This window comes from Streptomyces sp. NPDC001020 (genome assembly GCF_053599115.1).
On sequence record NZ_JBSFLQ010000006.1, the window covers coordinates 118087 to 143345 of the forward strand.

Annotated in this window: 25 protein-coding genes, 1 tRNA gene and 1 pseudogene; 14 read left to right on the plus strand and 13 right to left on the minus strand. The window is 68.6% G+C overall.

Going from position 1 to position 25259, the window contains the following annotated elements:
• Window positions 1–36 precede the first annotated feature (36 nt).
• The 6 genes from ACWDEX_RS07430 (at window position 37) to ACWDEX_RS07455 (ending at window position 4683) form a co-directional block, all read left to right on the plus strand.
• Window positions 37–477, plus strand: coding sequence for a roadblock/LC7 domain-containing protein (locus ACWDEX_RS07430; protein WP_450462273.1), 441 nt, complete (start codon window positions 37–39; stop codon window positions 475–477).
• 162 nt (window positions 478–639) lie between these two features.
• Window positions 640–1668: an L-threonine 3-dehydrogenase gene (gene tdh / locus ACWDEX_RS07435; protein ID WP_450462428.1), complete on the plus strand. Its 1029-nt coding sequence runs from the start codon at window positions 640–642 to the stop codon at window positions 1666–1668.
• Between the two features lie 47 nt (window positions 1669–1715).
• The gene (locus tag ACWDEX_RS07440) at window positions 1716–2909 is read left to right on the plus strand and encodes a glycine C-acetyltransferase (protein ID WP_450462274.1); all 1194 of its coding nucleotides are present in this window, start codon (window positions 1716–1718) and stop codon (window positions 2907–2909) included.
• 31 nt (window positions 2910–2940) lie between these two features.
• Window positions 2941–3846, plus strand: coding sequence for a LysR family transcriptional regulator (locus ACWDEX_RS07445; protein WP_450462275.1), 906 nt, complete (start codon window positions 2941–2943; stop codon window positions 3844–3846).
• A gap of 261 nt (window positions 3847–4107) precedes the next feature.
• On the plus strand, window positions 4108–4467 hold the full coding sequence (locus ACWDEX_RS07450; RefSeq protein WP_450462276.1) for an MmcQ/YjbR family DNA-binding protein: 360 nt from the start codon (window positions 4108–4110) through the stop codon (window positions 4465–4467).
• A gap of 142 nt (window positions 4468–4609) precedes the next feature.
• Window positions 4610–4683 (plus strand) — tRNA-Pro (locus ACWDEX_RS07455).
• A gap of 32 nt (window positions 4684–4715) precedes the next feature.
• On the opposite strand, the gene ACWDEX_RS07460 is transcribed toward ACWDEX_RS07455, so the two are convergent.
• From ACWDEX_RS07460 to ACWDEX_RS07470, 3 genes are all read right to left on the minus strand, one after another.
• The gene (locus ACWDEX_RS07460; RefSeq protein WP_450462429.1) at window positions 4716–5804 is read right to left on the minus strand and encodes a tyrosine-type recombinase/integrase; all 1089 of its coding nucleotides are present in this window, start codon (window positions 5802–5804) and stop codon (window positions 4716–4718) included.
• A gap of 3 nt (window positions 5805–5807) precedes the next feature.
• A complete protein-coding gene (locus tag ACWDEX_RS07465; protein WP_450462278.1) occupies window positions 5808–6116 on the minus strand; it encodes a hypothetical protein in 309 nt (102 codons plus the stop codon).
• A 378-nt stretch (window positions 6117–6494) separates the two neighbouring features.
• A complete protein-coding gene (locus ACWDEX_RS07470) occupies window positions 6495–7139 on the minus strand; it encodes a hypothetical protein (RefSeq protein ID WP_450462279.1) in 645 nt (214 codons plus the stop codon).
• Between the two features lie 697 nt (window positions 7140–7836).
• On the opposite strand from ACWDEX_RS07470, the gene ACWDEX_RS07475 reads away from it, so the two are divergent.
• Window positions 7837–8889, plus strand: a complete 1053-nt coding sequence (locus ACWDEX_RS07475) for a hypothetical protein (RefSeq protein WP_450462281.1) — start codon at window positions 7837–7839, stop codon at window positions 8887–8889.
• Window positions 8890–8949: 60 nt separating this feature from the next.
• On the plus strand, window positions 8950–9192 hold the full coding sequence (locus ACWDEX_RS07480; protein ID WP_450462282.1) for a hypothetical protein: 243 nt from the start codon (window positions 8950–8952) through the stop codon (window positions 9190–9192).
• Window positions 9193–9232: 40 nt separating this feature from the next.
• Here the strand turns inward: ACWDEX_RS07480 and ACWDEX_RS07485 are convergent, their stop codons facing one another.
• The 3 genes from ACWDEX_RS07485 to ACWDEX_RS07495 all read right to left on the minus strand — a co-directional run bounded on the left by ACWDEX_RS07485 (window position 9233) and on the right by ACWDEX_RS07495 (window position 12760).
• A complete protein-coding gene (locus ACWDEX_RS07485) occupies window positions 9233–10696 on the minus strand; it encodes an oxygenase MpaB family protein (protein WP_450462283.1) in 1464 nt (487 codons plus the stop codon).
• A complete protein-coding gene (gene uppS / locus ACWDEX_RS07490; protein ID WP_450462430.1) occupies window positions 10693–11379 on the minus strand; it encodes a polyprenyl diphosphate synthase in 687 nt (228 codons plus the stop codon). The genes ACWDEX_RS07485 and uppS overlap by 4 nt, the downstream gene beginning before the upstream one ends.
• A 1069-nt stretch (window positions 11380–12448) precedes the next feature.
• Window positions 12449–12760, minus strand: a complete 312-nt coding sequence (locus ACWDEX_RS07495; protein WP_450462284.1) for a hypothetical protein — start codon at window positions 12758–12760, stop codon at window positions 12449–12451.
• Window positions 12761–13474: 714 nt separating this feature from the next.
• Between ACWDEX_RS07495 and ACWDEX_RS07500 the strand changes: the two genes are divergently transcribed.
• Entirely contained in the window at window positions 13475–15076 is a 1602-nt protein-coding gene (locus ACWDEX_RS07500) for a peptide-N4-asparagine amidase (protein ID WP_450462285.1), read from the plus strand.
• A gap of 375 nt (window positions 15077–15451) precedes the next feature.
• Window positions 15452–16423: a LuxR C-terminal-related transcriptional regulator gene (locus ACWDEX_RS07505; RefSeq protein WP_450462286.1), complete on the plus strand. Its 972-nt coding sequence runs from the start codon at window positions 15452–15454 to the stop codon at window positions 16421–16423.
• Between the two features lie 192 nt (window positions 16424–16615).
• On the opposite strand, the gene ACWDEX_RS07510 is transcribed toward ACWDEX_RS07505, so the two are convergent.
• Window positions 16616–17836, minus strand: coding sequence for a hypothetical protein (locus ACWDEX_RS07510; protein WP_450462287.1), 1221 nt, complete (start codon window positions 17834–17836; stop codon window positions 16616–16618).
• 384 nt (window positions 17837–18220) lie between these two features.
• Here ACWDEX_RS07510 and ACWDEX_RS07515 point away from each other — a divergent pair, with 384 nt between their 5' ends.
• Both ACWDEX_RS07515 and ACWDEX_RS07520 read left to right on the plus strand, forming a co-directional pair.
• Window positions 18221–18487 carry a hypothetical protein gene (locus ACWDEX_RS07515; RefSeq protein ID WP_450462288.1) on the plus strand — a complete coding sequence of 89 codons (267 nt, stop codon included), beginning with the start codon at window positions 18221–18223 and terminating at the stop codon, window positions 18485–18487.
• A gap of 2 nt (window positions 18488–18489) precedes the next feature.
• Window positions 18490–18828 (plus strand): zinc-binding dehydrogenase, encoded by a 339-nt coding sequence (locus tag ACWDEX_RS07520; RefSeq protein ID WP_450462289.1) that lies wholly within the window; start codon window positions 18490–18492, stop codon window positions 18826–18828.
• Here ACWDEX_RS07520 and ACWDEX_RS07525 read toward each other — a convergent pair.
• Both ACWDEX_RS07525 and ACWDEX_RS07530 read right to left on the minus strand, forming a co-directional pair.
• Complete coding sequence (locus tag ACWDEX_RS07525) at window positions 18783–19220, minus strand: glycosyl hydrolase-related protein (RefSeq protein ID WP_450462290.1); 438 nt, start codon at window positions 19218–19220, stop codon at window positions 18783–18785. The genes ACWDEX_RS07520 and ACWDEX_RS07525 overlap by 46 nt on opposite strands.
• Window positions 19220–19423: pseudogene (locus tag ACWDEX_RS07530) on the minus strand (helix-turn-helix domain-containing protein); the annotation flags it as partial. The pseudogene ACWDEX_RS07530 and the gene ACWDEX_RS07525, both read right to left, overlap by 1 nt.
• A 121-nt stretch (window positions 19424–19544) precedes the next feature.
• On the opposite strand from ACWDEX_RS07530, the gene ACWDEX_RS07535 reads away from it, so the two are divergent.
• The gene (locus tag ACWDEX_RS07535) at window positions 19545–20879 is read left to right on the plus strand and encodes a S28 family serine protease (protein ID WP_450462292.1); all 1335 of its coding nucleotides are present in this window, start codon (window positions 19545–19547) and stop codon (window positions 20877–20879) included.
• 262 nt (window positions 20880–21141) lie between these two features.
• Here the strand turns inward: ACWDEX_RS07535 and ACWDEX_RS07540 are convergent, their stop codons facing one another.
• Window positions 21142–21396, minus strand: coding sequence for a hypothetical protein (locus tag ACWDEX_RS07540; protein ID WP_450462294.1), 255 nt, complete (start codon window positions 21394–21396; stop codon window positions 21142–21144).
• A gap of 7 nt (window positions 21397–21403) precedes the next feature.
• Between ACWDEX_RS07540 and ACWDEX_RS07545 the strand changes: the two genes are divergently transcribed.
• Window positions 21404–21724, plus strand: coding sequence for a hypothetical protein (locus ACWDEX_RS07545; RefSeq protein ID WP_450462296.1), 321 nt, complete (start codon window positions 21404–21406; stop codon window positions 21722–21724).
• 2 nt (window positions 21725–21726) lie between these two features.
• Here the strand turns inward: ACWDEX_RS07545 and ACWDEX_RS07550 are convergent, their stop codons facing one another.
• From ACWDEX_RS07550 to ACWDEX_RS07560, 3 genes are read right to left on the minus strand one after another with little or no spacing between them, the layout of a single operon-like run.
• Window positions 21727–22245, minus strand: coding sequence for a hypothetical protein (locus tag ACWDEX_RS07550; protein WP_450462297.1), 519 nt, complete (start codon window positions 22243–22245; stop codon window positions 21727–21729).
• Between the two features lie 59 nt (window positions 22246–22304).
• On the minus strand, window positions 22305–23417 hold the full coding sequence (locus ACWDEX_RS07555; protein ID WP_450462299.1) for a LuxR C-terminal-related transcriptional regulator: 1113 nt from the start codon (window positions 23415–23417) through the stop codon (window positions 22305–22307).
• A gap of 42 nt (window positions 23418–23459) precedes the next feature.
• On the minus strand, window positions 23460–25163 hold the full coding sequence (locus ACWDEX_RS07560) for an amidohydrolase (RefSeq protein ID WP_450462300.1): 1704 nt from the start codon (window positions 25161–25163) through the stop codon (window positions 23460–23462).
• Window positions 25164–25259 lie beyond the last annotated feature (96 nt).

Consider the following 25259-nt stretch of genomic DNA (forward strand, 5'->3'; position numbering starts at 1 on the left):
GCCGCAGACCCGCGTACCCCAAGGAGTCGATCCACCATGGCGAGCGAAGCGCCGACCGCCCATGTTTCCGAGCTGGACTGGCTGATGAGCGGGCTCGTACAGCGCGTACCGCACACCACGAGCGCGGTCCTGCTGTCCTGCGACGGGCTCGTGGAGTCCGTCCACGGACTCGACCACGACAGCGCCGACCACATGGCGGCCCTTGCCTCCGGTCTCTACTCCCTCGGCCGCAGCGCGGGCGTCCACTTCGCCGACGGCGGCGACGTACGGCAGGTCGTCGTCGAACTCGACTCGGCGCTGCTGTTCGTCACCAAGGCCGGCTCCGGCACCTGCCTCGCCGTCCTCGCCAGCCGCGAGGCCGACGCGGCGGTCCTCGGCTACGAGATGGCGATGCTCGTCAAGAGCGTGCGGCCGTATCTGGTGACCGTGCCCCGCCGACCCGCCGCCCAGAGTGTGGAAGGTGCGGGCGCTCGGTGAGCCTTGCCAGGCGTGAAGGAAAGCTGCGGCCGAGCTTAAGAAAACCTCGATGGACCGGAAGGTCCGTCGTACGGCAGATTTCTACAAGATCTCATCCCTCTCCCCGGCGCGGGCTCCTTCGGTATGCCCTCGTCCGGGGTCGTACTCCCAGGAGCCGTGGCGTTGAAGGCGCTGGTCAAGCAGAAGGCGGAGCCCGGCCTGTGGCTCACGGACGTTCCGGAGCCGCAGATCGGCCCCGGTGACGTACTGATCAAGGTCCTCAGGACCGGGATCTGCGGCACCGACCTGCACATCCGGTCCTGGGACGGCTGGGCGCAGCAGGCCATCACGACCCCCCTGGTGGTCGGGCACGAGTTCGTCGGCGAGGTCGTCGCGACCGGCAGGGACGTCACGGACGTCAAGGCGGGCGACCGGGTCAGTGGCGAGGGACACCTGGTGTGCGGGAAGTGCCGCAATTGCCTGGCCGGGCGGCGCCATCTGTGCCGGGCGACGGTCGGCCTGGGCGTCGGCCGTGACGGCGCGTTCGCCGAGTACGTGGCGCTGCCCGCCACCAACGTGTGGGTGCACCGCGTCCCCGTCGACCTCGATGTCGCCGCGATCTTCGACCCGTTCGGCAACGCCGTGCACACCGCCCTGTCCTTCCCGCTGGTGGGGGAGGACGTACTGATCACCGGCGCGGGCCCGATCGGACTGATGGCCGCCGCCGTGGCCCGGCACGCAGGCGCCCGGAACGTCGTCATCACCGACGTCAGCGAGGAACGCCTGGAACTCGCGCGCAAGATCGGGGTGAGCCTGGCGCTGAACGTGTCCGACACCACGATCGCCGACGGCCAGCGGGCGCTCGGACTGCGCGAGGGCTTCGACATCGGCCTGGAGATGTCCGGCCGCCCCGAGGCGATGCGCGACATGATCGCGAACATGACGCACGGCGGCCGGATCGCCATGCTCGGACTGCCGGCCCAGGAGTTCCCCGTCGACTGGGCCCGGATCGTCACCTCCATGCTCACGATCAAGGGCATCTACGGCCGCGAGATGTTCGAGACGTGGTACGCGATGTCGGTCCTGCTGGAGGGCGGCCTGGACCTCGCTCCCGTGATCACCGGCCGCTACGACTACCGCGACTTCGAGACGGCGTTCGAGGACGCGGCGAGCGGCCGGGGCGGCAAGGTCATCCTCGACTGGAGCGCGTGAGCGTTTTCCGACCTCCCTGACCCGCACACCTTTCTAGGAGCCCCTTCATGTTCGACTCCGTGCGCGACGACCTCCGTGCCACCCTCGACGAGATCCGCGCCGCCGGCCTGCACAAGCCCGAGCGCGTGATCGACACCCCGCAGTCCGCGACCGTGAACGTCACCGCCGGCGGCCGTCCCGGCGAGGTGCTCAACTTCTGCGCCAACAACTACCTCGGCCTCGCCGACCACCCCGAGGTGATCGCCGCCGCCCACGCGGCTCTGGACCGCTGGGGCTACGGCATGGCATCCGTGCGCTTCATCTGCGGCACACAGGAGGTGCACAAGGAACTGGAGGCCCGGCTGGCCGCGTTCCTCGGCCAGGAGGACACGATCCTGTACTCCTCCTGCTTCGACGCCAACGGCGGTGTCTTCGAGACCCTCCTCGGCCCCGAGGACGCGGTGATCTCCGATGCCCTCAACCACGCCTCGATCATCGACGGCATCCGCCTGTCCAAGGCTCGCCGCTTCCGCTACGCCAACCGTGATCTCGACGATCTGGAGCGTCAGTTGAAGGAGGCCGCAGGCGCGCGTCGCAAGCTGATCGTCACGGACGGCGTCTTCTCCATGGACGGCTACGTCGCCCCACTGAGCGAGATCTGTGACCTGGCCGACCGCTACGGCGCCATGGTCATGGTCGATGACTCGCACGCCGTCGGCTTCGTCGGCCCCGGCGGCCGTGGCACCCCCGAACTGCACGGCGTCATGGACCGCGTCGACATCATCACCGGCACCCTCGGCAAGGCGCTCGGTGGCGCGTCCGGCGGTTATGTCGCCGCCCGTGCCGAGATCGTCGCCCTGCTGCGCCAGCGCTCGCGGCCGTACCTCTTCTCGAACACCCTCGCCCCGGTGATCGCGGCGGCCTCGCTCAAGGTGATCGATCTGCTGGAGTCGGCGGGTGACCTGCGCGAGAAGCTGGCCTCGAACACCGCGCTCTTCCGTCGCCGTATGACCGACGAGGGCTTCGACATTCTGCCCGGCGACCATGCCATTGCCCCGGTCATGATCGGTGACGCGGCGAAGGCCGGACGCATGGCCGAGCTGCTGCTGGAGCGCGGCGTGTACGTGGTCGGCTTCTCCTATCCGGTGGTGCCGCAGGGCCAGGCCCGCATCCGGGTCCAGCTCTCCGCCGCGCACTCCACCGAGGAGGTGAACCGCGCGGTCGACGCGTTCGTCGCGGCCCGCGCCGAGCTGGACGCCTGACCAGCCCGGACGTATTGCGATAATCGTCCGCATGATCGAAGCGCGGCGGCTCCACATCCTGCGTGCGGTGGCCGACCACCGCACGGTGACGGCGGCTGCCGCCGCGCTCTATCTGACCCCCTCAGCCGTCTCCCAGCAGCTCACCGCGCTGGAACAGGAGACCGGCCACCGGCTCGTCGAGCGCGGCGCCAAGGGGGTACGGCTGACCCCGGCCGGTGAGATCCTGCTGGGCCACACCCATGCCGTCCTCGCTCAACTGGAGCGCGCCGAGGCCGAGCTGGCCGCGTACAGCGCGGGCTCGGCGGGCACGGTGACGCTCGCCTCGTTCGCCACCGGCATTGGCCTGGTCGTCGCGCCGGCTCTGGCCCGGCTGGCGCGCAGCGCACCCGGCATCCGGATACGTGTCCAGGACGCGGAGGGCGACGCGAGCCTGCCGATGGTCCTCGACCGGCAAGTCGACGTCGCGGTCGCCGTCGAGTACCGCGGCGCGCCCGATGCCGACGACCCCCGGCTCACGCACATCCCCTTGTACGCCGAGCCCTTCGACGCGGTCGTCCCGGTCACTCACCGGCTCGCCGACGTGGACGAGGTCCCGCTCGCCGAACTGGCCAAGGACCCGTGGATCGGCCCGTACCCCGGCAACCCGTGCCATGACGTGGTCGTCCTGGCCTGCGAACACGCCGGATTCCAGCCCCGTCTCGAACACTCTTCCGATGATTTCCGCGCCGTCGTCGCGCTCGCTTCGGCCGACGCGGGCGTGGCCCTGGTGCCCCGCTCGGCCCTGCGCGGCATGGATCTCAGCGGGGTGGTCGTCCGCCCTGTCGACGGGGTCGCTCCCACACGCCGGGTCTTCGCGGCCGTACGCCGCGGCGCGGAGGGGCATCCGCTGATCCGGCCCGTGCTGGAGGCGCTGACAAAGGCCGCGACGGCGAACTGAGAGCACCACATCAGGGGGCTCGACAGGACACTGAAGTGACTGCGCAGGACGTGGATCGCCGGGTCACAGCGGGTGACTGTCTGTGGCTTGGGGGGTGGAGGGCCGAAGCGGTTCCGGTGCCCGGGTCCCGACGTCGTGCGGTAGGCACTGGTGGGGGCGCTGCCGTGACCGCGATCGTCAGGCGGGAAGGGCCCCTCAGGGCTCCTGGCTGTCCCCCTGGCCGACCGCCGGATGTCAGTGACGTTGGCTACTGTGCCAGACATGCCGGATGCCGAAGACGTACGCCGTATCGCCCTCTCCCTGCCCGACACGACGGAGAAGGTCGCCTGGAGCATGCCCACGTTCCGGGTTGCGGGGAAGATGTTCGCCACGCTGCCCGAGGACGAGACGTCCATGGCGGTGCGCTGCCCCAAGGAGGAGCGGAACGAACTGGTCCTGGCCGAGCCCGGGAAGTTCTGGATCGCCGGCCACGAGGCACAGTTCGCCTGGATCCGGGTTCGCCTCGCCGCCCTGGAGGACGAGGGCGAACTGCGGGACGTCCTGGCCGACTCCTGGCGGCAGGCAGCCCCGCCCGGGCTCCTCGACCACCATCCCGAACTGGGCCTCCCGGCCGGAGGCTGACCTGCGCACCCGCACGGCACCCGCGGCCCCTCCGAAACGCTGCCGACGAAGGGCACACACAACCGGTGCGCGACCAAGGTCCCGAGTGCGGTATTGTTTCTGTGCACGTTCGGCCAGGGGAAACCCCAGGTCAGACAGGCATCGGGACGTGGCGCAGCTTGGTAGCGCACTTGACTGGGGGTCAAGGGGTCGCAGGTTCAAATCCTGTCGTCCCGACTGTGCGGAAACGCAGGTCGGAGGCCGTTCTCTCATCCATGGGAGGGCGGCCTTTCGTGCGTCCGGATGCGTGGTGGTCGCAGTGTGGTCGCACGCCTGAGCCGAGGCTGGTTCGCCGTGGTGTTGGTGGCGGATGGTGTGGGGGAGCGGAGCTGGTGGAGGGCTTCGCGGAGGCGGTGGATGTGGTCGCGCGGTGGTCGCAGCCATGCCGGTCGGGGCGGGCGGTCAGCGGCTCGCGCGGCCGTGGTGAGGGTGTGGTCGATGGTATCGACGGCTTGGCGGGCTGCCTGCCGGGTGAGGTGGCTGTAGAGGTTCGCGGTGGTCGACAGGGTGGAGTGCCGCAGCGTCTTGGACACCACGGTCAGCGGGACGCCCGCGGTAATGGTGATCGTGGCGGCGAGGTGGCGCAGGTCGTGGACCGTGACCCTGGGGACGCCGGCCTCCTCGGACAGCCGGCGGAGCCGGTCGAGCACCACATGCGGCCCGAGCGGGCGGCCGTCGGGTCGGCAGAAGACCAGCCCCGCGAACGGGTCGTTGGGGTCGCCGCGGGGTCGGGGTGCCGAGCGTGCTCGGCGGCGGAGTGCGGTGGCGACGCGGGGTGAGATGGCGACCCAGCCTCTGCTCGACCGGGTCTTCGGCATGGTGATGACCAGGCGGTTGTTGTCGACAGCGGAGAGAGTGCAGCGCACGTAGAGCACGCCCTGGTCGAGGTGGACGTCGTCCCAGTGCAGGCCGAGGGCTTCGCCCTTGCGCATGCCCGTGCCGATGAGGACCTCGAACAGATCGGCCATCTCCGGATCGGCCTGGTGGCAGTAAGCAAGGAAGCGGGCCGCCTCCTGCGCAGTCCATATCCGTCGCTCCGGCGACGGCGGTCGGCGCAGGACCGGGGGAGAGGCGGGATTGTGGGGGAGGTGGTGCTGGCGGACGGCGTCGCCGAGGGCGCTGGAGAGGGTGGCCAGGCACCTGTACAGGGTGGTCCGGCCGCGGCCGGCACTGAGCTGGCTGGTGACGAAGGTCGAGATATGCCGGTGGGCGAGCTGGTCGAGCTTGAGGGTGCCGAACGCGGGGACGAGGTCGTTGCGGACGTAGTCGCGGTACCGGGCCATCGTCGTCGGCTTCAGTACCTATGCTTTCGCCGCCAGCCACGCGTCCAGGTAGGCGGCGACGGTCTGGTTCGGGTCCGCGTCGAACCCGCCGGCCTCACCCTCGAGGAACCGCCGCAGTGCCTCTTCGGCCGCATCCTGACTGGCGAGACCACCCCGGCGCACCGTCGACCTGCGGCGATCCGGGGCGGGGACATCGACGGCGAAACCCCAGGTCCCGTGGGTGCTGTCGGCGAGCAGGTGAGGGCAGTGGGCACCTACCTGGTGACACTGGGTGTCTCTGCAACCACAGCGACGGTAGATGCGGCCGCGGCCGGCGCTGGTACGCATGGCGATCGCCTCCACAAGGCGGGAAAGGTCCGACACCCTGATCCTGCGACCACACGCGACCACCACGCCCGTCAGAGCGGCCGTGACCAGCGGATTTCCCTTGTCTGGGCGCCAAGGGCCCCGGAGACGCTCAGCAGATTCTTGGTCTGCTGGCGGTACAGCAGCTGCACCCATGCTGACCAGCGAAAACGGGAGTTGGAGGGGATCCTTGGCGTGGGCTGTTTCGGAAATGGCCCGGATCTTGGTGTGCTGGCGCCGGTTCGGGTCATGCTGCGGCTGCAGGGTGTTGTCCCGGCCGCTCAGGACTGACCTCTCCTGGGACCGACGACCGGGACGGTGAGGTCTCCAGGGCCCGTCGGTGTCGGTCGGGAGACCAGCTCAGAGGTCCCTCAGCCAGGGCTGCGTCGGTGAACCGTCCGGATCCAGGCCGTGCGGCCACCGTGCAAGGGCTTTCAGCGACTTGGCTTCGCCCGTGTCGGCGGCTGCCCGGAAGAGGGCCTCAGCTCGATTGTGGTTCCCCGCTTCCTCCCACAGTTCCCCAAGGAGGACCATAGCGTCTGGGTCTCCGTCGCTGGCCGCCTCGTGGGCGAGGATTTCGGCGCTTTCGCGGTCTCCAGCCTGTGCTCGCATCTGGGCCAGGCTGGCCAAGAGCATGCTGTACCCGGCGTCGGAGACTTTACGGGCGAAGGCATCAGCGCCCTCACGGTTCCCAGATCGCTCCCGCTGCAGCCCCAGGCGAGGCAGCGCGAAGACGTTTCCGGCGCCAGCCGCTCTGAAGGCGAGGGTCTCGGCCTCTTCGTGATCGCCTGCGTCTTCCCGTATCTGAGCCAGCAGGGCCAGGGCGAACGGGTCGTTGGCATCGGCGGCTTCGTGTGCGAGAAGTTCGGCTCCCTTGTGGTCCCCAGCATCATGCCGGATCTCCGCAAGGAGGTGCAGGGCTGAAGCATGCTCGGCGCCAGCCGCTCTGAAGGCGAGGGCTTCGGCTCCTTCACGGTCTCCAGCCCCTTCCTGCAGCTCCAGCAAGAGGTGTAGGGCTTCAGAGCTACCTGCGTTGGCTGTTCTGAGGGCGAGAGTCTCGGCTCCTTCGTGGTCACCAGCGTCCTCTCTCAGCTCCGCTCTCCCGCACCTGTCTTCGTGACGAACGGGTGGGATTGGCGGTTCGCATGGCGAGTTGTGAGGCGACTTCCCTCGGCTGCGGCGGCATGAAGGGGCGGCGTCCGGCGACCGCCTCACGAAGACCTGCGGCGTCGATGGGTCTGAACCGTGCGGTGGAACGGATGCGGCTGGTGGCCCTGCCCCGGCTATGTCCACCAGTCGCGCCCCGGCAAACGGTCTTCCCGCCCGAAGGACGAGGTGCTTCTCGGCTTCGAGGACTTCACCGTCCGGCTGCTGTCCTGGACGCTCTGGTGGAACATCGAACACCGTCCCGCGCCGTTGCGGGGTAGGACCCCGCGTCAGGCGTGCCGGGCGGCTGAGAGGGGCGTGTCCAACCTGCTGACGGGTCGTTGGGCACGGTATCCGGGGAAGCCTGTAGCTCGCCGGGTCCAGCAGTGGGCGAGTCGGCTCCCTGCCCGGCTCGCCGGTAGAGCAGGGCCGACACGCGGAGACGTCTGCGTGACGAGCAGCGGTGCGCCGTCCGGGCCTCGCCTTTGACGTAGGGAGAAGACGGAAAGTGAGCACGCGTAGAAGATTCTTCCGCGCCGCCACCGCAGTCGGTGCCATGGCGCTTCTCGGCAGCACTGAGGCCGCATCCGCAGACGAGAGCAAGCCGGGACCGGACTCGGCAGCCCTGGAACTCCAGGCCCGCAACGCGATCTTCGCCGTCGATACCGGCACGCAGCAGCATTACGACGCGCTCCGGGCCGAGTTGATCAAGCAGCTCAGCCCGGTCATCGTCGTTCAGAATGACGACCGGGGTGGCTTGTACACTCTCGTCCACAACGGAGAGCAGGAGTCGTTGCACCCTGTCTCTGAGATCTTCGAGCTGGCCAAATCGATCGCCCACGCTCCGCTGGGAATCTACTCGATCATCGCGCCGTACCTGAGCCGCCAGATCCCGAACCTTCCCAGCTCCGCCCGTCTCGAACAGCACGACGTGGACATGGTGGCGTTCAACGGGCCCGGAACGAAAGACTGGGTCAGCCCACTTCAGGCATTCGGCACCACCCTGACCACCGCCCGACAGCACCTCGGCAACGCGCACTTGCCGCAGGAGCTGGAAGCGTCGAGCACGCAGATCCTCGACATCACGCTCAAGTTCATCAACGAGTCCGTGCAGCGCGGTTCCTTCGACATGAAGTCGTTCGAAAACTTCACGGCCAGCTTGAACGATGCTATCGGTACCAACTTGAGGTACGCGGCCCAGGCGCAGATCGACGGCGTGGAAGACCTCATGAAGCGGTGGCGGGGCAAGGTCGGAAGGGAGGACTGGACTGGCCTGTACATCGTCGTTCTGTCGATCTGGACGACGTCCGCCCTGAACCAGAACTCGATTATCGTCAAGCAGTTCATGGACCCCGCGAAGGCGGACTCGCACCTGATCGACCTGCCGACGGCCCAACTGCCCGCCGACCCGGTCTTCGTCGCCCTCGACAACTTGGCCCGGATCGTGCAGGACAACGTCGCGGCGGAGATGGTGTTCCCCGCTGACCGGAAGCTGGCGGACGCGCTGAAGGGGCCCGAGGATTTGCTGGCGCAGGAGATCCTTCACCAGCTCGCCTGCCCCTACCAGAGCAAGACCGCGACGAAGAAGGCCATAGGCGCAGCTCCCTAGAGAGGGCCCGACCACGTCGGCCTGAACGCCGGTCACAGACAGCATGCCGACTGCTTCCTCGTGAGAAGGGTCCTCAGCCCGCATTTCCCCGACCCGCAGCCCCCGCTGCGGGCCTCTATGTCGGAGTACACCTACCGCACGATCTGGGGGTACTACCTCCAGGGCGCGACACCCACGCAGACCTGGCACAACCTCCTCGATGACCACGTCGACTGGATCCCCCTGACCACCGTCACGACGCTCTTCATCCGTTTCTCTAAAGATGACGACGCGGCCGAACTCAACGAACGGGGAGTGTCATGATGATTCATGAAACTTCCCCGCCAACCCATGCACGAACTCGTTAGGCGTCACCGAGGAGGGGGTCGTACGGGGTGTCCGTGCGGCGGCCCGCCATGAAAGAGAGGAAGTCGCCCACGAAGGCGCTCCGGCCGTAGGCGCCGTTGGTGGCGGTGAGGTCGCGGTGGAAGGCGGTGCGGAAGAGGGTTCGGTACTCGTCTGCGTCGATGCTCCCGTTGCCGTCCTTGTCGGTGGCGTCGAAGAGGACCTCGGCAACGCGGATGAGCGCGGGTCCGGCGAGGGAGGGGACGGCGGTGGCGTACTCCTCGGCGCTGACGCGGCCGTCGCCGTCCGTGTCGAGGGCGGCCTGGAGCTCGCGCCACCAGGCGGCGAAGGCGTCGTAGAGCCGGGCCTCCTCGGGTTCGTCCAGGTCGAGGCGGGTGGAGAGTTCGCGTGCCATGGCGGCGAGGTCAGGCCAGTCGAGGTGGCCGTCGCCGGTCTGGTCCAGCACTCGGCGGAAGAACTCCTCCGCCGAGCGTCGGTTCTCTTCTGTGCCCGCCGAAGGTGCCGGGTCCGGGTTGGTGTCGCCGCTCAGTGGTGTGAGGAGGCGGAGCAGGGCCGATGCCTGCTTCATGCGGGCGCGCAGGGCGGTTACGGTGCGGGCGCGGGGGTCGTCGCTGTCGGGCGAGAGTGAGAGGGCTTCGATGATGCTTTCGGCGTTGATCCAGCCCTCGGGCAGGAATCGGGCGAGCCCGGCGGCGAGGTAGGCGCCCTGCATGAGGGTTGGGGCGCCGGGCATCTCGGGCAGGCCGGCCCGGCGCCGGTAGGGCTCGGGGAGCGAGGCGACGGTGATCACGCCGAGGAGCGGACCGGCGACAGCGCGGCCGGCCGCCCACAGTGCCGGCGCGCCGTCGAGCAGCGCAGGGGCGGGCAGGTGGTCGAAGAGCCGGTAGAGGATGACGCGGGCCGCCTCGGTGTTCTCCAGCTCGTTTTCGACGACCCGGTCGAAGTATCGCCAGAAGTCGTTCAGGTCCTCGGGGAGTTCTGCGGCGTCGCCGTCGAGCGCGGCGAGGAACGCGCGGTACTCGGCGTACATCCGCTCCATCGTGTCCTGGTCGAGCGGCTGGCCGCTCAGCCGGCACATGGTGACGGCGCTCTCGAAGAGGGTGGCGACCACCCAGGCGCGGGTCGCGCGGTCCATCGCGTCGTAGGCGCGGCCACGGGAGTCGGAGCCGCTGATGCGGGCGTGCAGCCGGTTGAGTCGGGCGGCCTCCCGTTCGCGTACCGCTGGGTCGGTGCCGAACATGCGCCGCATGCTGAGGAAGGTGTTGCGCAGTCGGCGCCAGGGGTGGGCGACGAAGGTGGAGTTGTCAACGAGGGCGGCGCCGATCTGCGGGTGAGCGGCCTCCAGTACGGTGGCGCGGATCACGGCCAGGGCCCAGCGCGGGTCGTCGAAGAAGGCGCTGAACTGCGATTTCGGGCCGAACAGGGATGCCTCGTCGGCCGTTCCCGTGGTTTCGGTGGTCATGATGGGTCTCCGTTCGTCCGGGCGGCCACGCCGCCGAAGCGGCGGTCGCGGCGACGGTAGGTGTGCAGGCAGGCGAGGAAGTCGGGAGCCCGGAAGTCCGGCCAGAGCACCTCGGGGAAGACCCACTCGGCGTAGGCGACTTGCCAGAGCATGAAGTTGGAGATGCGCTGCTCGCCGGAGGTGCGGATGACCAGATCCACATCGGGGGTGTCAGGGAAAGGCAGGTGGTCCGCGAAGAGCCGCTCGGTCACCTCGTCGGCGGGCGTCCCGCTGCGGATCAGCGACCTTGCGGCCTCGACGATGTCCCGGCGCCCGCCGTGGTCGAAGGCGACGGTCAGCGTCATCCCCCGGTTGTCGGCGGTCAGCGCCGCCAAGTCGTCGAAGTCCTGGGCCAGTTCACGAGGGATGCGCGGGTCGGCGACCCCGAGGAAACGGCAGCGGATGCCGCGCGCGAGCAGCAGCGGCGCATGCTTGCGCACAATCCGGCGCACCAGACGCATCAGGAATTCGACCTCGGTGCCAGGGCGGTTCCAGTTCTCGGTGGAGAAGGCGTACAGGCTGAGCCACTCCACACCAGCGGCCCGGGCCGCCTCGATGACGTCGATGACGGCGGTCTCCGCGGCCCGGTGACCCGCCGTACGGGGAAGCGAACGCCGCTGCGCCCAACGGCCGTTGCCGTCCATCACGCATGCCACGTGCCGCGGCCCCGCACGCGCCGCCCTCTCGTCCCGCCGCTGCCCGCCGGGTCCGCCACCGCGCTGTCGCCCGACCGACCGGTCCTCCGTCACCGCGCGTGCGCGCGGGACTCCGTAGTCCGTCACGCCCGGCCCCGCCCGTCCTGAGCGGCACGACCGGCCGTACCGCGCTCGGTCACGCCCACCCTGCCTCGCCGCTCCCACCTCGCCCACGCCCCACCGGCGCGTTCCCTCCCGGGAGTCTGACAGCGCGAAAGGGCCCTGATCGGCCGAACGAGTGGCCGTCACCCTTGACTCGTACGTTCGAATCCGTCCGAGTGCTAAAGCGACGAACTCGCGCACAGGTCCTTTCAAGCAGAGCTTCTTGGGGCGCGACCTCTGCGCCCGGATGACGAACCGGCTCGCTGGCTGGCCGAGATCCTGCCGCGATCGGAGCCCGCTCCGTCCGCCATCCCGGGAATCTGCGGTTCTGCGGACCGTCAATGTGTGTTGCCAATGGAGCAGTGACGGTATCCGAGTGAGCGACTCCGCAGGCGCTCGAACGCACCACAACGCGGCCCGCGGGATACTGAGTTGGCCGAGATCCGGGTCGTCTCGAACCGTTCGAGTGGGTGTTGCCTGTTCCGCCTCTGTCCAGGACGCTCGCCCGGTACGGTCGTCGTGTCCGTCGTACGGAAGTGAAGCGGGCCATGGAACTGGCCCAAAGGGCCTTGGGGATCGACTCCTTCCGTGATGAGCACCTGCAGCAGGTGGACTGGGTGACGTGGTCCGTGTTCGTCTACGACCCCGAGGAGGCCGCGCCGGAAGACGTGGCCGACCTCACCGAAGCCCGGGTCTCCCGAACCTTCCGAACTACAAACTCGACACGCTGCTGGCGCACTTCGGCATCCCGCAACCGCCGGACCGGCACCGGGCCTTGGTCGACATCGAGGTCACCGCGAAGGTCTTCCTCCAGCTCATCAGCGCCGCCGACGAAGACCCTCGGCTCGGCGGCTCTGGGCGGAGCGGATACGGCCGGGCCGACCGCTGTCTTTGAAGTCGCGGCCGGGAACGGCACCTACGGTGTCCCGAGTTCGGGGTCAAGGCCCTGCCTCTGGTGCGCTGCTGCGTATGTCTGTGCGGTGTGCTTCGGCCAGACCTGGAGCCGGTAGTGCTCTGTGATCGGCTCGTTCTCGTCCTGCGCATCGTCGGGGTTGATGTCCCGGCCTCGGGCGTGCAGCGGGAGTCGGTACTCGCAGGGTCCTGCGTGGGCGAGGTTGGTCTCATACGGTTCTTGCGGGTCTTCGCCGGTATTGCCCATGAGGGCGCTGTAGCGGAAGTCGCCGGCGGGCGTGGCGAGGTCGGCTTCTTCGACCTCGTCCCATGGCACGGTAGAAGGAGCAGTGGTGCAGCAGTGATTCCTGGCAATGGCAGGACACCATCCGCGAGCTCAGACGCAAGGCCGCCAGGTCTCTCGCCGTGACAGGCCCTGGCGAGCCAGCCTCTTGACCCGGCGGTCCTGGACGCGCGCGTCACGGACTTGCCCCGTGGGGACCAGTTGGGGACCAGACGGTGTCCGCGCACCTGAATGGCACGCACGGCACTGCACGCTGTGCACCCTGATTTCTAGCCGTATGTGCAGACAAAAGGGATAACCCCTACTCCTGGGGGTCAAGGGGTCGCAGGTTCAAATCCTGTCGTCCCGACAGAGATGTCGGAAATTTCCGCAGGTCAGGGGCTCGCTTTGGAGAGCCCCTGATGCGTTGGTGGGAGCGGGCTGGGAGCCCTCTTCCGCTCCCCGTGCTCCCATCGCTCCCAGCCGTGATCGCCGGCGTCAATTGATGTTGACCGGCTGTCGCCCGATCTGGTCGAGGTGCCCGTGCTCCCATGGCGGCGGGCCTGCTGCTCCCGGCTTTTACTGGTCAAGGGGTCGGCTTGATACGGAGCGGTTGCCCGACCGGCCGCTCGTGCGTGCCGGACAGGCGCACCCTACGTGGCTGCCCTTGGTCGTGTGGCCAGATTTTCCGCACGAGCGCACAGATCACGCCAAGATCAAATATTCGAACCTGGCGCACTTGTTCGTCCCGCGCTTCACTCCTGACTCATGAAACGACAGATCATGTCCATGCTCGCGGGACTGTTGTTGGCCGCCGGATCGGCGCTCGGCGCGAGCCCGGCAGCCGCGGCCGAGACGGTTCCCGTGGAGTTCGGCACCGACTGGCACGACCCGCTGACCGCAGCGCCGGCCATCGAAAAGCCCGACACCCGATCCTGCGAAGTCACCATCGCCAAGGCACAGTTCCGCGATTTCACGCCGTACAGGGGAAGCTACGCCCCGCCCAAGGAGTGCGGAGACCGCTGGAGCAAGGTGGTGCTGCGCCTCGACGGAAAGGTGAAGGGCCGTCAGTACGACCGGCTCGGCTACCTCCGTATGGGCGGCGTCGAGGTGTTCCGTACGTCCACGCCCGAGCCCTCCGTCGACGGGATCACCTGGTCGGTGGAGAAGGACGTCACCCACTACAGCGACACACTGCGCCGCGAGCAGCCCGTCGATATGCTCATCGGCAATGTCGTCAACGAGACATACACCGGCGTCATCGACGTCAAGGTCACGCTGACCTTCTATGCCGCGAAGGGTAGTACGAAGGCCCCCGAGACGCCCGACAAGGTGCTCCCGCTGGAAGGTGCCACGCTGACCACGCCGCGTAACTCCGAGCGCATCGTCGCCGAGGTGTACGCCACCGGATCCGGCGGCGGCTGCGAGGAGTTCTGGTATCTGACCGTGCCGGACGCCGCGCCCTACTCGTGCCAGGCGGACAAGGGTCCGTACCGCGAGGTGCAGGTCAAGGTCGACGGCCAACTCGCGGGGATCGCGACGCCGTTCCCGAACGTGTGGACCGGCGGCTGGTCCAACCCCTTCCTGTGGTACGTCGTTCCGGCGCCGCGTGCCTTCGATGTGAAGCCGATCGAGTACGACCTGACGCCGTTCGCCGGCATCCTCAACGACGGACGCGAGCACCGCGTGGAGGTGTCGGTCGCGGGCCTGCCCGACGGGCAGAGCGGCTGGAGCACGCCCACGAACGTCCTCGTCTGGCAGGACGAGGGCAGCGAACACGTCACCGGGGCGCTCACGAAGCACGATCAGACTGATCTTTCCAACTCGACGATGATCACGCCCGGTTCACTGAATCGGCTCGACACCAAGGGTGGCCACCGGCTCACCGTCGCCGGCTATGTGAACACCTCACACGGGCGAGTCGAGACCACCGTCTCGCGCACCCTCGCCAATACCTCAGCCCACCACTGGACGGAGGACGAGAACACCGACGGGCTCACGTCACGCTGGGACGACGACGAGACGGTGACCGTGGACGGCCGCGGCCCAGCGCGGGTCGCGCACACCCATCGCCTCTACACCATGGACGGCGAGACCACGATCGGCACGGACAACCGACTGCGCACCGTCCTCACGCTCGGGGACCGCGCGGACACCTCGGTCGTACGCGCCGGCAAGCGCATCTCCTGGTCGCGGCTCGACGACACGTACACCGGCGACGCCGCCTGGACGCTGGATGTCCCGCGTGACCAGCGCCATGCCGTCGGCACGTCGAGCGAGCGCTACCGGCTGGACGGGTCGGAGGGCTGCTACGGCCGCACACTGCGGACCGAGCAGGGCACTCTGACGGAGGACCGTACGGGCTGCTGAGCCCACGCGGGGCCCGGCTGTGCGTGCCGGGCCCCGCGCTGCCCGACCACCGGGCCTACCAGCAGATCATGGCGGTGTTCGCCCAGACCGACACCCCGTTGCGGGCGCGGGCCGTGTGTGAGGCGATGGATCTGGAGAAGAATCCTGATCGAGACCGAGCGGGGGTTGTTCACCCGAGGGCACCGCCATCCCGAGGACCGCCTCGAGCGCGGCCCAGTCCACGGCTGCCGCCGCTGTCGCGTTCCGGCTTTCGGCTCGTCCGCCACATGGTCATGTGATGATAGGCTTATGCCTCCAGCAGATGGACAGTCCCCGTGGGAAAGGGGTCGGTGACGGGTGCCGTGGGGCGCTTCTGGTGGGGAGTGACATATCCACATGCACCCACTGCAGGATCTCGGTCTCTCCATGACCGCTGAGGCTGCCTACCTTGCGCTCGTGGAGCACGGTCCACTGACCCGGGTCAAGCTCGCCGGCCGGCTGGCGCGGGCCGGATCGCCTGCCGAAGGGCTGCACCACGCGGTCGATGAGCTCGCCGCTATCGGCTTGGTGTCCCGCACGGATGACAGGCTGACCGCCCAGCCCCCTCGCGCGGTGCTGGAAGCCATAGCCGAGCGGCGCGCACGAGAGGCCCGGATCGCCCACGAGAGTGCGACGTTCCTCTCGCGTTTCTGGCGCGATCACACCTCGGGATCGAGCTACATAGAGGTGGTCGACACCTCCCACAGCCCTGACAAGATCCAGCAACGGGTCCACAACGAGGCCGTGGCAGAGGTGTGCGCGCTGTCGATCGGGCCGGTGGGCGGGGGTGAGCGTGTGCGGGAGGTCGACACCGAAGCGTTGGACGCCCTGGACCGCGGGATCGCCTACCGGGTGGTGTACAGCGTCGACATCCTTCAGGAGCCCAAGGCCTTGGAGGCGGCGCACGAGTGTGTCGACCGCGGGGAGCAGGCACGGGTCTCTCCTGACCTCGGCATGAATCTCCTGCTCTGTGACGACCGTTTGGCCGTGTTGTCCGTCGTCGCGCCGAATCGCGCGGGACACCACAGCGTCGTCGTCCAGCCGTCGGGTCTCCTGGATGGGCTGATCAGTGTCTTCGAGTCATACTGGCGGACCGCCGTTCCGCTTCCTCGGGCCGGCGAGCCCACCGAGGGCTCGGCCCGTCCGACGAACGAGACGCGACAGCTCCTGGGCTACCTCAGCGCCGGGCTCACCGATGAGTCGATCGCCCGTGAGCTTGGGGTGAGTGAACGGACCGTCACCCGACGCATTGCCCGTCTGCAGGAGGCACTCGGTACCCAGACCCGGTTCCAGCTCGGTGTCCAGGCCAGCCGTCAAGGCTGGCTTTGAACCGTCCACCGTCTCCCGGGTCGGAGACCGCAGTCTTGCCCGCATACCTGGCCGCCTACTCCTTCTGCGCACTTGTGTCGGCGCCCTCGCCCACACGTGACGGGCGTGTGGGGCGGGCCGGTGCGGATCCGGCCCACCCCACACGGATCTTCGGTCGCTCGAAGGAGCGCTTCCTGCGGTCGAACTACGGGGTCAGCCGGCGTCCGGCTTGACCAGGTCGGAAAGCTTGGCCTCAAACTTTTCGGCGAACTTGAGTGACGGCAGGATGTGGCCCTGGTTCGCCGCGTCGTTGGCCACACTCGCCGCCCAACTGGAGGCGGCGAGCCTCTGGTTGGGCGTGCCGTGGTGGCCCGGGTTGTCGAAGCCGCAGTCGCCGACCTCGTAGAACGACTGCTCAGAGCTCAGAAGCCGCTTGGTGTTCAGCGCCTCACCGCGGGCGTGGGTCAGGTAGTACGTCCCGAACGCGTCGGCCATGAGCTCGGTACGGCGGGTGGCCTCAGCCCAGGTCAGATCGCTCTCGAACAGATCCTTCTCGTACTGCACGTGGTGGCCGAACTCGTGGGCCTCGATCGCCTGCGGCGCGACGTCGCCCAGACCCACAGCCGTCATGCCCTGCAGGATGCCATCACCCATGATGATTTTGTCGGGGATACCTGTCGGTGCCGACTCGCGCTTCTCGGTGTAGGCGAAGGCGTTGAAGGAGAAGATCGGGTTGGCACCGCCCTTCAGGATCGGTTCCGAGTCGATGATCTCAATGAACATGTCGGCCAGGTCGAGCTGGGACTCCGGCGTCCCGCCGTACAGCGCGGAGAGCGTGCGGGCAACCCGCTCGCGGCTGGAGAAGACATCGGCCCCGTGCAGGGGTACCAGCTGAATGTCCGCCGAGTCGATGTCCCAGAAGCGCTTGAGGTTCTTCATCTCGGCGGTGAGCTTCTGGGTGTACTGACCGTTGATGCCGAACTTGTTGGACGATGACTCCGTGCCGAAGATCAGTGCGTCGTAGGTCGGAAGGTTGAAGCCATCGAAGATGGAGAGCATGAAGATGGCGAAGGGGTCCTCAGCGCCGTTGAGGAGAGAGCGGGTCCAGGTTTTGAGCTCGGTCGACGGGCACTGGTAGTCGTCGGCATTGATCACGCTGTCGCGCAGCTCACTCCACGGCGAGTCGTCAATGCCGTACTTCGCGGCAGCTGCCTCGACACGGGACTGCCAGTCAGCGGGCAGCTTCGCCAGGATCTTCTCTGCGAGGGCCTTGGTCCGCGGGGGCATCGTGGAGGTGTCGATGATCGACTGGAGCGACTGGCTGGAGACGGTCGTGGCTCCAGTCGTGTCAGCGGCGTGCGCGGGGAGCGCCACCCCGACGGCACAGGTCGCGGCGATCGCCAGGCTGACCGCCATGGAGAGGGTCTTCTTCACAGGAACTCCTTTTCGAAGGTGCCCGCAAGGGTGAGCAGGCGCGCCCAGTGTGTAAGCCCGGTGACCTTGTGGTGAATGCTTTCTGACTGTCCGAAACTGGCATTGTCGGGAACCAGCCAACCCGCACTCGGCGATGCGCGCCGGAAGGGTTCGGGCGGGAATCTTGCCTGCGATGATGTTGTTTGCGCAGGTCAGGTGCGTGGGGTTCGGTCGGGCTCGGGTGGTGTCGTGGGGGTCGGGGGAGCGGGTCGGCTCCCCGATGGCTAGTGCCCCGGCAGGCAACGTTTGCCCGTAAAGGAGCGGCGTCCGGTGCGTCCTCGGCGTGCCGGCCGGAAGCCCTCGTACTGGATGTACTTGGGGTTTCGGCCGGTGCGGCGAGAGGGCGTGACGTTCGCCGAGGCCGCCGTGGCCACCGACTCGATCGCCACCGCCTACCACGCGGTGCGCACCATGGGTGAGGCCCGCCCCGGCCAGGTCGTCGGCATCGTGGGCCTGGGCGGGCTCGGCTTGATGGGTGTCGCAGCAGCTTCGGTATGCGGCTCCACCGTGTACGGCGTGGACGTCAACACCGCCACCTTCGACATGGCGCGCGAACAGGGCGCCCGGGACTGCTTCACCTCCATCGGCGACCTGGTCCCGCACCCGACCTGATCGTGGACTTCGCCGGGGTCGGCACTACCACCTCCGAGGCCGCCGCCGCACTTCGCCCAGGCGGCCGGATCGTCCAGGTGGGCCTCGGCCGCCAGGAGACCACGGTGCGCAACGACGACCTGATCAACCGAATGATCCAGCTGCATGGCTCGCTCGGCTCGGAGCCTGACGAGGTGCGCCAGGTGCTGGACTTCATTGCAGCGGGACGAATCCGCCCGATCCTGGAAGAGGTCCCCTTCGACACCCTCTCGGACTCGCTGGAGCGGCTGCACCACGGCGGCGTGGTCGGGCGCCTCTACACCCGCCCCGCAGCCTGCCCTGGGGTGGGGATTCCTTCGTGACGGCGCCCCGGTGAATGTCCGGCCTGGGGCGTCAGCCGGAGGATCAGGACCTGGAACGGGCGCAGCGTCAGCCGCACGTGGCGGGCGCCCGACCGCACCGCATCCGTGTTCTCGTACCCTTCCGACGCACGTCTCAGCAAGTCGGTCACCACCACCGACTCCAGCGGGAAACCGGTGGTCAGCAGTGCCTGTGCGCGTCCACCGTAGGCTTCGTAGAGGCGTAGGACGACATCTCCCGACTGGTCGTCGGCGAGCTTGACCGCCTCGATGACGACCGCCTCGTTGTCCGTGGCGACCAGTGGTGCGACCTCCGTCGAACCGGGGACGGCTCGTTCCGGCAGGTTGAAGTGGTAGTCCTCGCGCACGGCGTCGGCGGTGTCGGCTCCGACCACGAAGTCACGAACTCGCCGAACGGCGTCGGCCGCACTCCGTGCCGCCCCCGTGTGAACACCTCTCCACCCAAGAGCACCTCGATTCGCCGGAGTTGGGTGCTGAGGGCGGGCTGCGACACGCCCAGCGCCGCTGCGGCCCGGGTGACGCTGCCGTGCCCGGCGATGGCGCTGAGCGCCCGGAGGTGTCGTATTTCGAGTTGCACGGGTGAACCCTAACTTTCCATAACCGCTTGGTGTTATGACGGTTTGGGATTACTCAGGGGATACGTCGTGGGGCAAGGTCAGCCGGACTCCCCACGCTGCCCACAGATATCGGAGGCCAGAGTGCGCACACGCACCATCCCGACCCTGCTGCTGTCCGCCGCCCTCACCGCGGGCGTCCTCGCCACGACCGTGGCCCCCGCCACCGCCGCGGACAGGGCCGTCACCGCCGAGTCGTCCTTCGCGGACCAGCTGCGCGCGATACCCGGCGTGACCGTCACCGGCGTCACCGGCAAGGACGGCTACCAGCTCTACTCGCTCACCATCACGCAGCCGATCGACCACGGCAAGCCCGAACTCGGCACCTTCGAGCAGCGCTTCACCCTCTGGCACAAGTCCGTCACCAAGCCGGTCGTCTTCTACACCGGTGGCTACAGCCTCTCCAGCTCCACCCGTGAGCCCACCTCCATCCTCGACGCCAACCAGCTCAGTGTCGAGCACCGCTTCTTCGGCCCCTCCCGCCCGGCCGACGTCGACTGGTCGAAGATGACCGTCTGGCAGGAGGCGAGCGACGAGCACGCCATCGTCGAGGCGATCCGCCCGCTGTACGACAAGAGCTCCAAGTGGCTCGGCACCGGTGGCAGTAAGGGCGGCATGACGCAGACGTACCACCGCCGCTACTACCCCACGGACCTCGACGCGGTCATCGCCTACGTCGCTCCCAACGAAGCCAACAACCATGACGACAAAGGCTACGAACGGTTTTTCGAGACCGTCGGTACCAAGGAGTGCCGTGCCGCGCTGAACGCGGTCCAGCGCGCGATGCTCGAACGCCGCGACACCCTGCTGCCCAAGTTCGAAGCGACGGCGAAGGAGAAGGGCTACACCTTCACCGACACCCTCGGCACCACCGATCGTGCCTATGAGTTCGCCGTCCTGGACCAGGTCTGGAACTTCTGGCAGTCCGGCACCGCCGCCGACTGCCCGACCGTCCCGAACGCCGAGACCGTGTCCGACGACGACCTCTACACCTGGTCGCTCGGCCACGGCCTGTCCGTCTACGAAGACAGCTCACTCGGCGCCAACGGCTCCGGCCCCTACTACCGGCAGGCCGCCGCTCAACTGGGCTGGGCCGACCTTAAGTTCAAGCACCTCAAGGGCGTCCGTCATTACCCGGACATCTACCAGCCCAACTCGGTGCTGCCCGCCGACATGCGCACCACCTACAACGGCAAGGCCATCTCCGACGTCGACAAGTGGGTGCGGAGCGACTCCGAGCGCATGATGTTCGTCTACGGGCAGAACGACCCGTGGAGCGCCGAGCAGTTCGAGCCGAGCTCCCACGACTCGTACAAGTATGTTGTTTCCGGTTCCAACCACGGCGCCCGTATCTCCGCTCTGCCCGCCGACCAGCGGGATGAGGCCATCGCCACCATCAACCGCTGGGCCGGACAGTGAGAGTTCGCCCGATGGGCGGCTGACATCCGTTCTCGCGGCCCGCAGGACCGGCGGGCCGCGAGTTCGTAGCCGACGGCGCGCATCCACAGGCCCTCGGTCCGGTAGGTGCGGGCCTGGTCGAAGCCGCCGGCCCAGCCGCCGTGCACGACCACGGGGCAAGGGGCTGACCGGGTCCGGGGCCGCCGCGGAGGTCAGGCGTCGGCCGGGGGCTCACGGTTGACCTGCTGGCGGCCCTATACGGCTCTACGCGCTCCTGACCGGCCTACTTGGAGACGAGGTTGCGCCAGAAGTTCCGAAGGCTCTCGTCCCCGCCGAACAAGGAGCTGAAGATCGTCGAGTCCGCCAGCAGTAGATCGCCGGCGTGGTCACCGCCGGGAGGCATCCACAGGAACATGTTGAACTCGGTGTTGCCGGGCTCGGTGAACGGATGCGGCCGAGACAGGTCGATCGGCTGCCTGGCCGGCACATGGACGGCCTCCGGCGCGTCGGTCGTCACGTCGTAGTGCGGCAGGTGCATGTGGAAGTTGAACCTCCCGACCGAGGAACGCCCGCAGGGCCTCCATCTCACCGGGCTGCGCCTTCTGGCCAGTGACCATGTGGTCCAGCCCGAACACGAACATGACGTCCGTGTCGCCGAGCACCCGCTCGTCGAGCGGGGTGTGGAAACCAGCCTGGTCGATGCGCTGACAGACCGATACGGGATGCCCTGTGACCTCCTCGACGAAGTCCTGGAACGGCACCCAGGCCCAGAAGAACAGCTCCAGTGCCCGCATCTGGTCGAACATCTTCGACAGGGCGCTATTGATCCGCAGAGCGAGCTGATCACCGGTTCCGCACCGCGATGACGTCAGTGCGTCAGCGCGACCTTGAGCACCACGATGATCAGGCCGAGCGCCAGGTTGACCGCCCCGACGGTCACGACCATGCGGCCGGTGGCCCCCGCGTGCACGGCGGCGGCCGTGGACCAGCCGACATGACCGGCCAGCGCTACGCCCAGGGCCAGCCACGACGCCCCTCTCGGACCGATGCCCAGCAGGGGTGTGACGGCGACTGCCACGGCTGGTGGGACGGCCGCCTTGACGATGGGCCACTCGGTCGCGCACACCCGCCGGATCTCTTTGCCGTTCACCGGCACGTACATGATCCGCTCGCCGAACAGGTGGGCGAAGACGTGGGTCGCCCAGAACACCACCGCGGTGCCGAGCAGCAGGAGAACGAGTTGCAGCCGCGGAAAGGTACCGGTCGAGGCCCCGACCACCACCGAGGCGGCGAGCAGTGAGCCGTACACGGCGCCGGTGTAGTCCCGCTGGGGTGCGGTGTCCCCGTGCGGCTCAGGCGGATCCGGTACGGGAGGACGAGACTCCATGTCTACAGTGTGGTCACCCCTGCGAGACCTCGCACGGCCATAGGCCGTCCGGCGTCCGGCTACCGCCCGCGTGGAAGGGGCATCCGAGGCACGGTGATCTCGGCGTGTCTGCGAGACCGAGACCTTGCCGAGATCGCCGAGCGGTTCCCCACCCCTGGTTTCTCCCCGGAAGCGGCAGGTGGCGGGGCCTTCGGCTCCAGTCCCCAGGCGGTGGCGCGGCTCGCGGCCGCCACCCGGTTGGGGACGTCCAGCTTGGCGAGGATGTGCTCGACGTGCGTGGCGACGGTGCGTACGCTCACGAAGAGTCGTTCGGCCATCTCCCGGTTGGTGAGCCCGGTGGTGAGCTCGGCGAGGACGTCCAGTTCACGCGGAGAGAGCCCGCCCGGGGGCGCCACGCAACGGCACACGGCAAGCGTCGCGGCGCCCCGGCGGGCGAGCCGCAGTTCGAGCACTCGCTGCCCGTGGGGCACCAGGATCGTGGCGGGCAGGGTCCGCCGCACGGACGCACGCCGTACGACGTCGCCCAGCGGCACGGCGTCACCGAGCCAGGCCGGGACGCAACCGCTGAGGGGCAGAGGGGCCGCCCGCGGCGGGTCGGGCACGGCCAGCGTCCACGCGTCGGCCAAGGAGTCCGTCGGCAGGCCGACGGAGCCTGCCGGCACGAGGACGTCGACGGCCGCTGCCAGGCAGTCGTCGAGCAGAGCCAGGACATGGTCGGTGGGCCGGAGTTGCTGCCGCCGCCGCTTCATGCTGAGGTTCAGCACGCCCACATAGCGGCCGTCCGGGGAGAACAGGCACTGGGTCACGCCGTCCTCGAACCCGGACGGTTCGAGGACATCGCGGATCGTGGTGGAGGCGGACCGCAGGTCCTCCGGCACATCATGCAGCCACAGCAGCCCACCGGGGCGGCGCACCAGGGCGAACAGCGGGTCCTCGTGCAGCCCGTTGCTCAGGTGCTCCCTCGCCCGCTCCGGGTAGCTGTTCGCCAGGCTGACGTGGCGGCGGTGCGCGGGATCCCACCAGGACAGGGACGCGTGATCACAGTCGACCACCTCGGACAGCGCCGCGAGCACCGCGTGGGCGCTTCCGGCCTCGTACGTACCCCTTACCGCGGCATCGCGGACCTGCAGCGCCGCCTCCAGGACTGTTTCCATCGAAGCTGCTGCCTCCATCCGCGTAGCATCGACTGCGGCGCGGCCCCCGTCAACGCCTGTTCAGCCGGTGAGGAGGTCGTGCACGATCTCACCGCCGAGCACAGTCAGCGTCACCGGCAGATCCGGGATGTCGTGCGGATCGGCGCTCAGCAGGTCGCCGCCCAGCACGCACAGGTCGGCGACCTTGCCGGCCTCCAGCGTGCCCTTCCAGTCGTCCGCGAAATCCTGCCATGCGCCGTTGGCCGTGTAGGTGCGTACGGCCTCGGCGAGGGTGATGCGCTGATCGGGGCCGCTGACCCGGCCACTGGCCTTCGACTCGCGCAGCAGCATGGTGGCGATGCCCTGCCGCCAGTCAGGGAGCGTGACGGGCGCGTCAGAACTGCTCGCCACCGTGACTCCCGCGTCGATGGCGTCCCGGTAGGGCCACTCGTATGCGGCCCGCTCCGGGCCGACGAGTTCCTCCTCCAGGTCGGCGATCGTCCACTTGATGGTGGGGTTCATGTTGGCCCCGAACCCGTGCTCGGCCAACCGCTTCATGCTGCGGGGCGTGAGGAAGTCGCCATGGATGACGTAGTGCCGGGCGTCGGGACGAGGATGCGCGTCGGCGGCGGCCTCGAAGGCGTCGACGATGGTGTCGATGCCCCGGTCCCCGGTCACATGGACGCCGACCTGGTAACCGGCGGCGTGCGCGTGCCGCACCATCTCGCGGACCTCGGCGACGCGCTCGTCGTCGGTTTCGCCGCCCACGCACAGGGCGCCGCAGCCGCCGCCGAGATACGCCTCGTGCATCCACGCCGTCTTGTTCGGCGGGATGCCGTCGGCGAAGATCTTCACGCCTATGACGTTCAGCCGACGCGGGTCCTCGCTCGCGGACGCGTGCATCCCGTCCAGAGCGCGGGCGAACTCCGCCCCCGTGCCGGACATGCCGACCGGCAGGAGCAGCACGCTGACCCGGGCGGTGAGTTCGCCGTCGGTCAGCAGCTGCCGGTAGACGTCGAGGGTCTCCCCGGCCAGCGCACCGCCCATGATCTGCTCACCGCCAGGGCCGAGGCCCGGCTCGGTGTAACTGGTGATGCCGAGAGCGCGCAGCTTCGCCAGCGTCGAGCGGATCGCCGTGGCCCGGGCCTCACGGGTGAGCGGGGGCAGCACCCGCTGGACACACACCTGGGCACCTTCCTGCAACAGCCCGGTGGGCTCTCCGGACGCGTCCGTGACGATGACCCCGCCAGGGGGCGTCGCGGTTGCCCGGTCCACCCCCGCGCGCGTGAGCGCGGCGGAGTTCACCCAGCAGGCGTGCCCGGAGAAGTCCTGCAGAAGGACCGGGTGATGCGGGCTGACGGCGTCGAGGTCGTGGCGGGTCGGTAGCCGCGAGGGGTCGGCCACGCATTCGGCGAGATAGCCGAGGTCCCAGCCGATGCCCGTGATCCACTGACCGGGTGGGGTGTGCTCGGCGGCCTGCCGAACCGCTTCTGTGACGTCCGCGATCGACCCCACGGCGGGGTGGCCGAGGTCGAGCGCCAGCGGGGGAGAGCCGGCGCCGAAGGCACAGCCGTGCAGGTGGGAGTCGTTGATGCCGGGCAGCAGCGTGCCGCCCTTCAGATCGATGACCCGGGTGTCCGGACCCGTCAGGGCGTCGATCTCGTCGCGTCCGCCGACGGCTGTGATGGTGTCCCCGGTGACCGCGAGCGCGGAGGCAATGGTGGAGCCGGCATCCACGGTCAGCACGGAGCCGTTGACGAAGACCAGGTTGGCGAAGGCGGGCAAGGCAACTCCCGGACAGGACTCGGTTGGATGACGGGACGCCCGGGGGCGCACCCGGGGTGGGAGCGACTCTGCGATGTCACCCCGGTGCCGCGCATC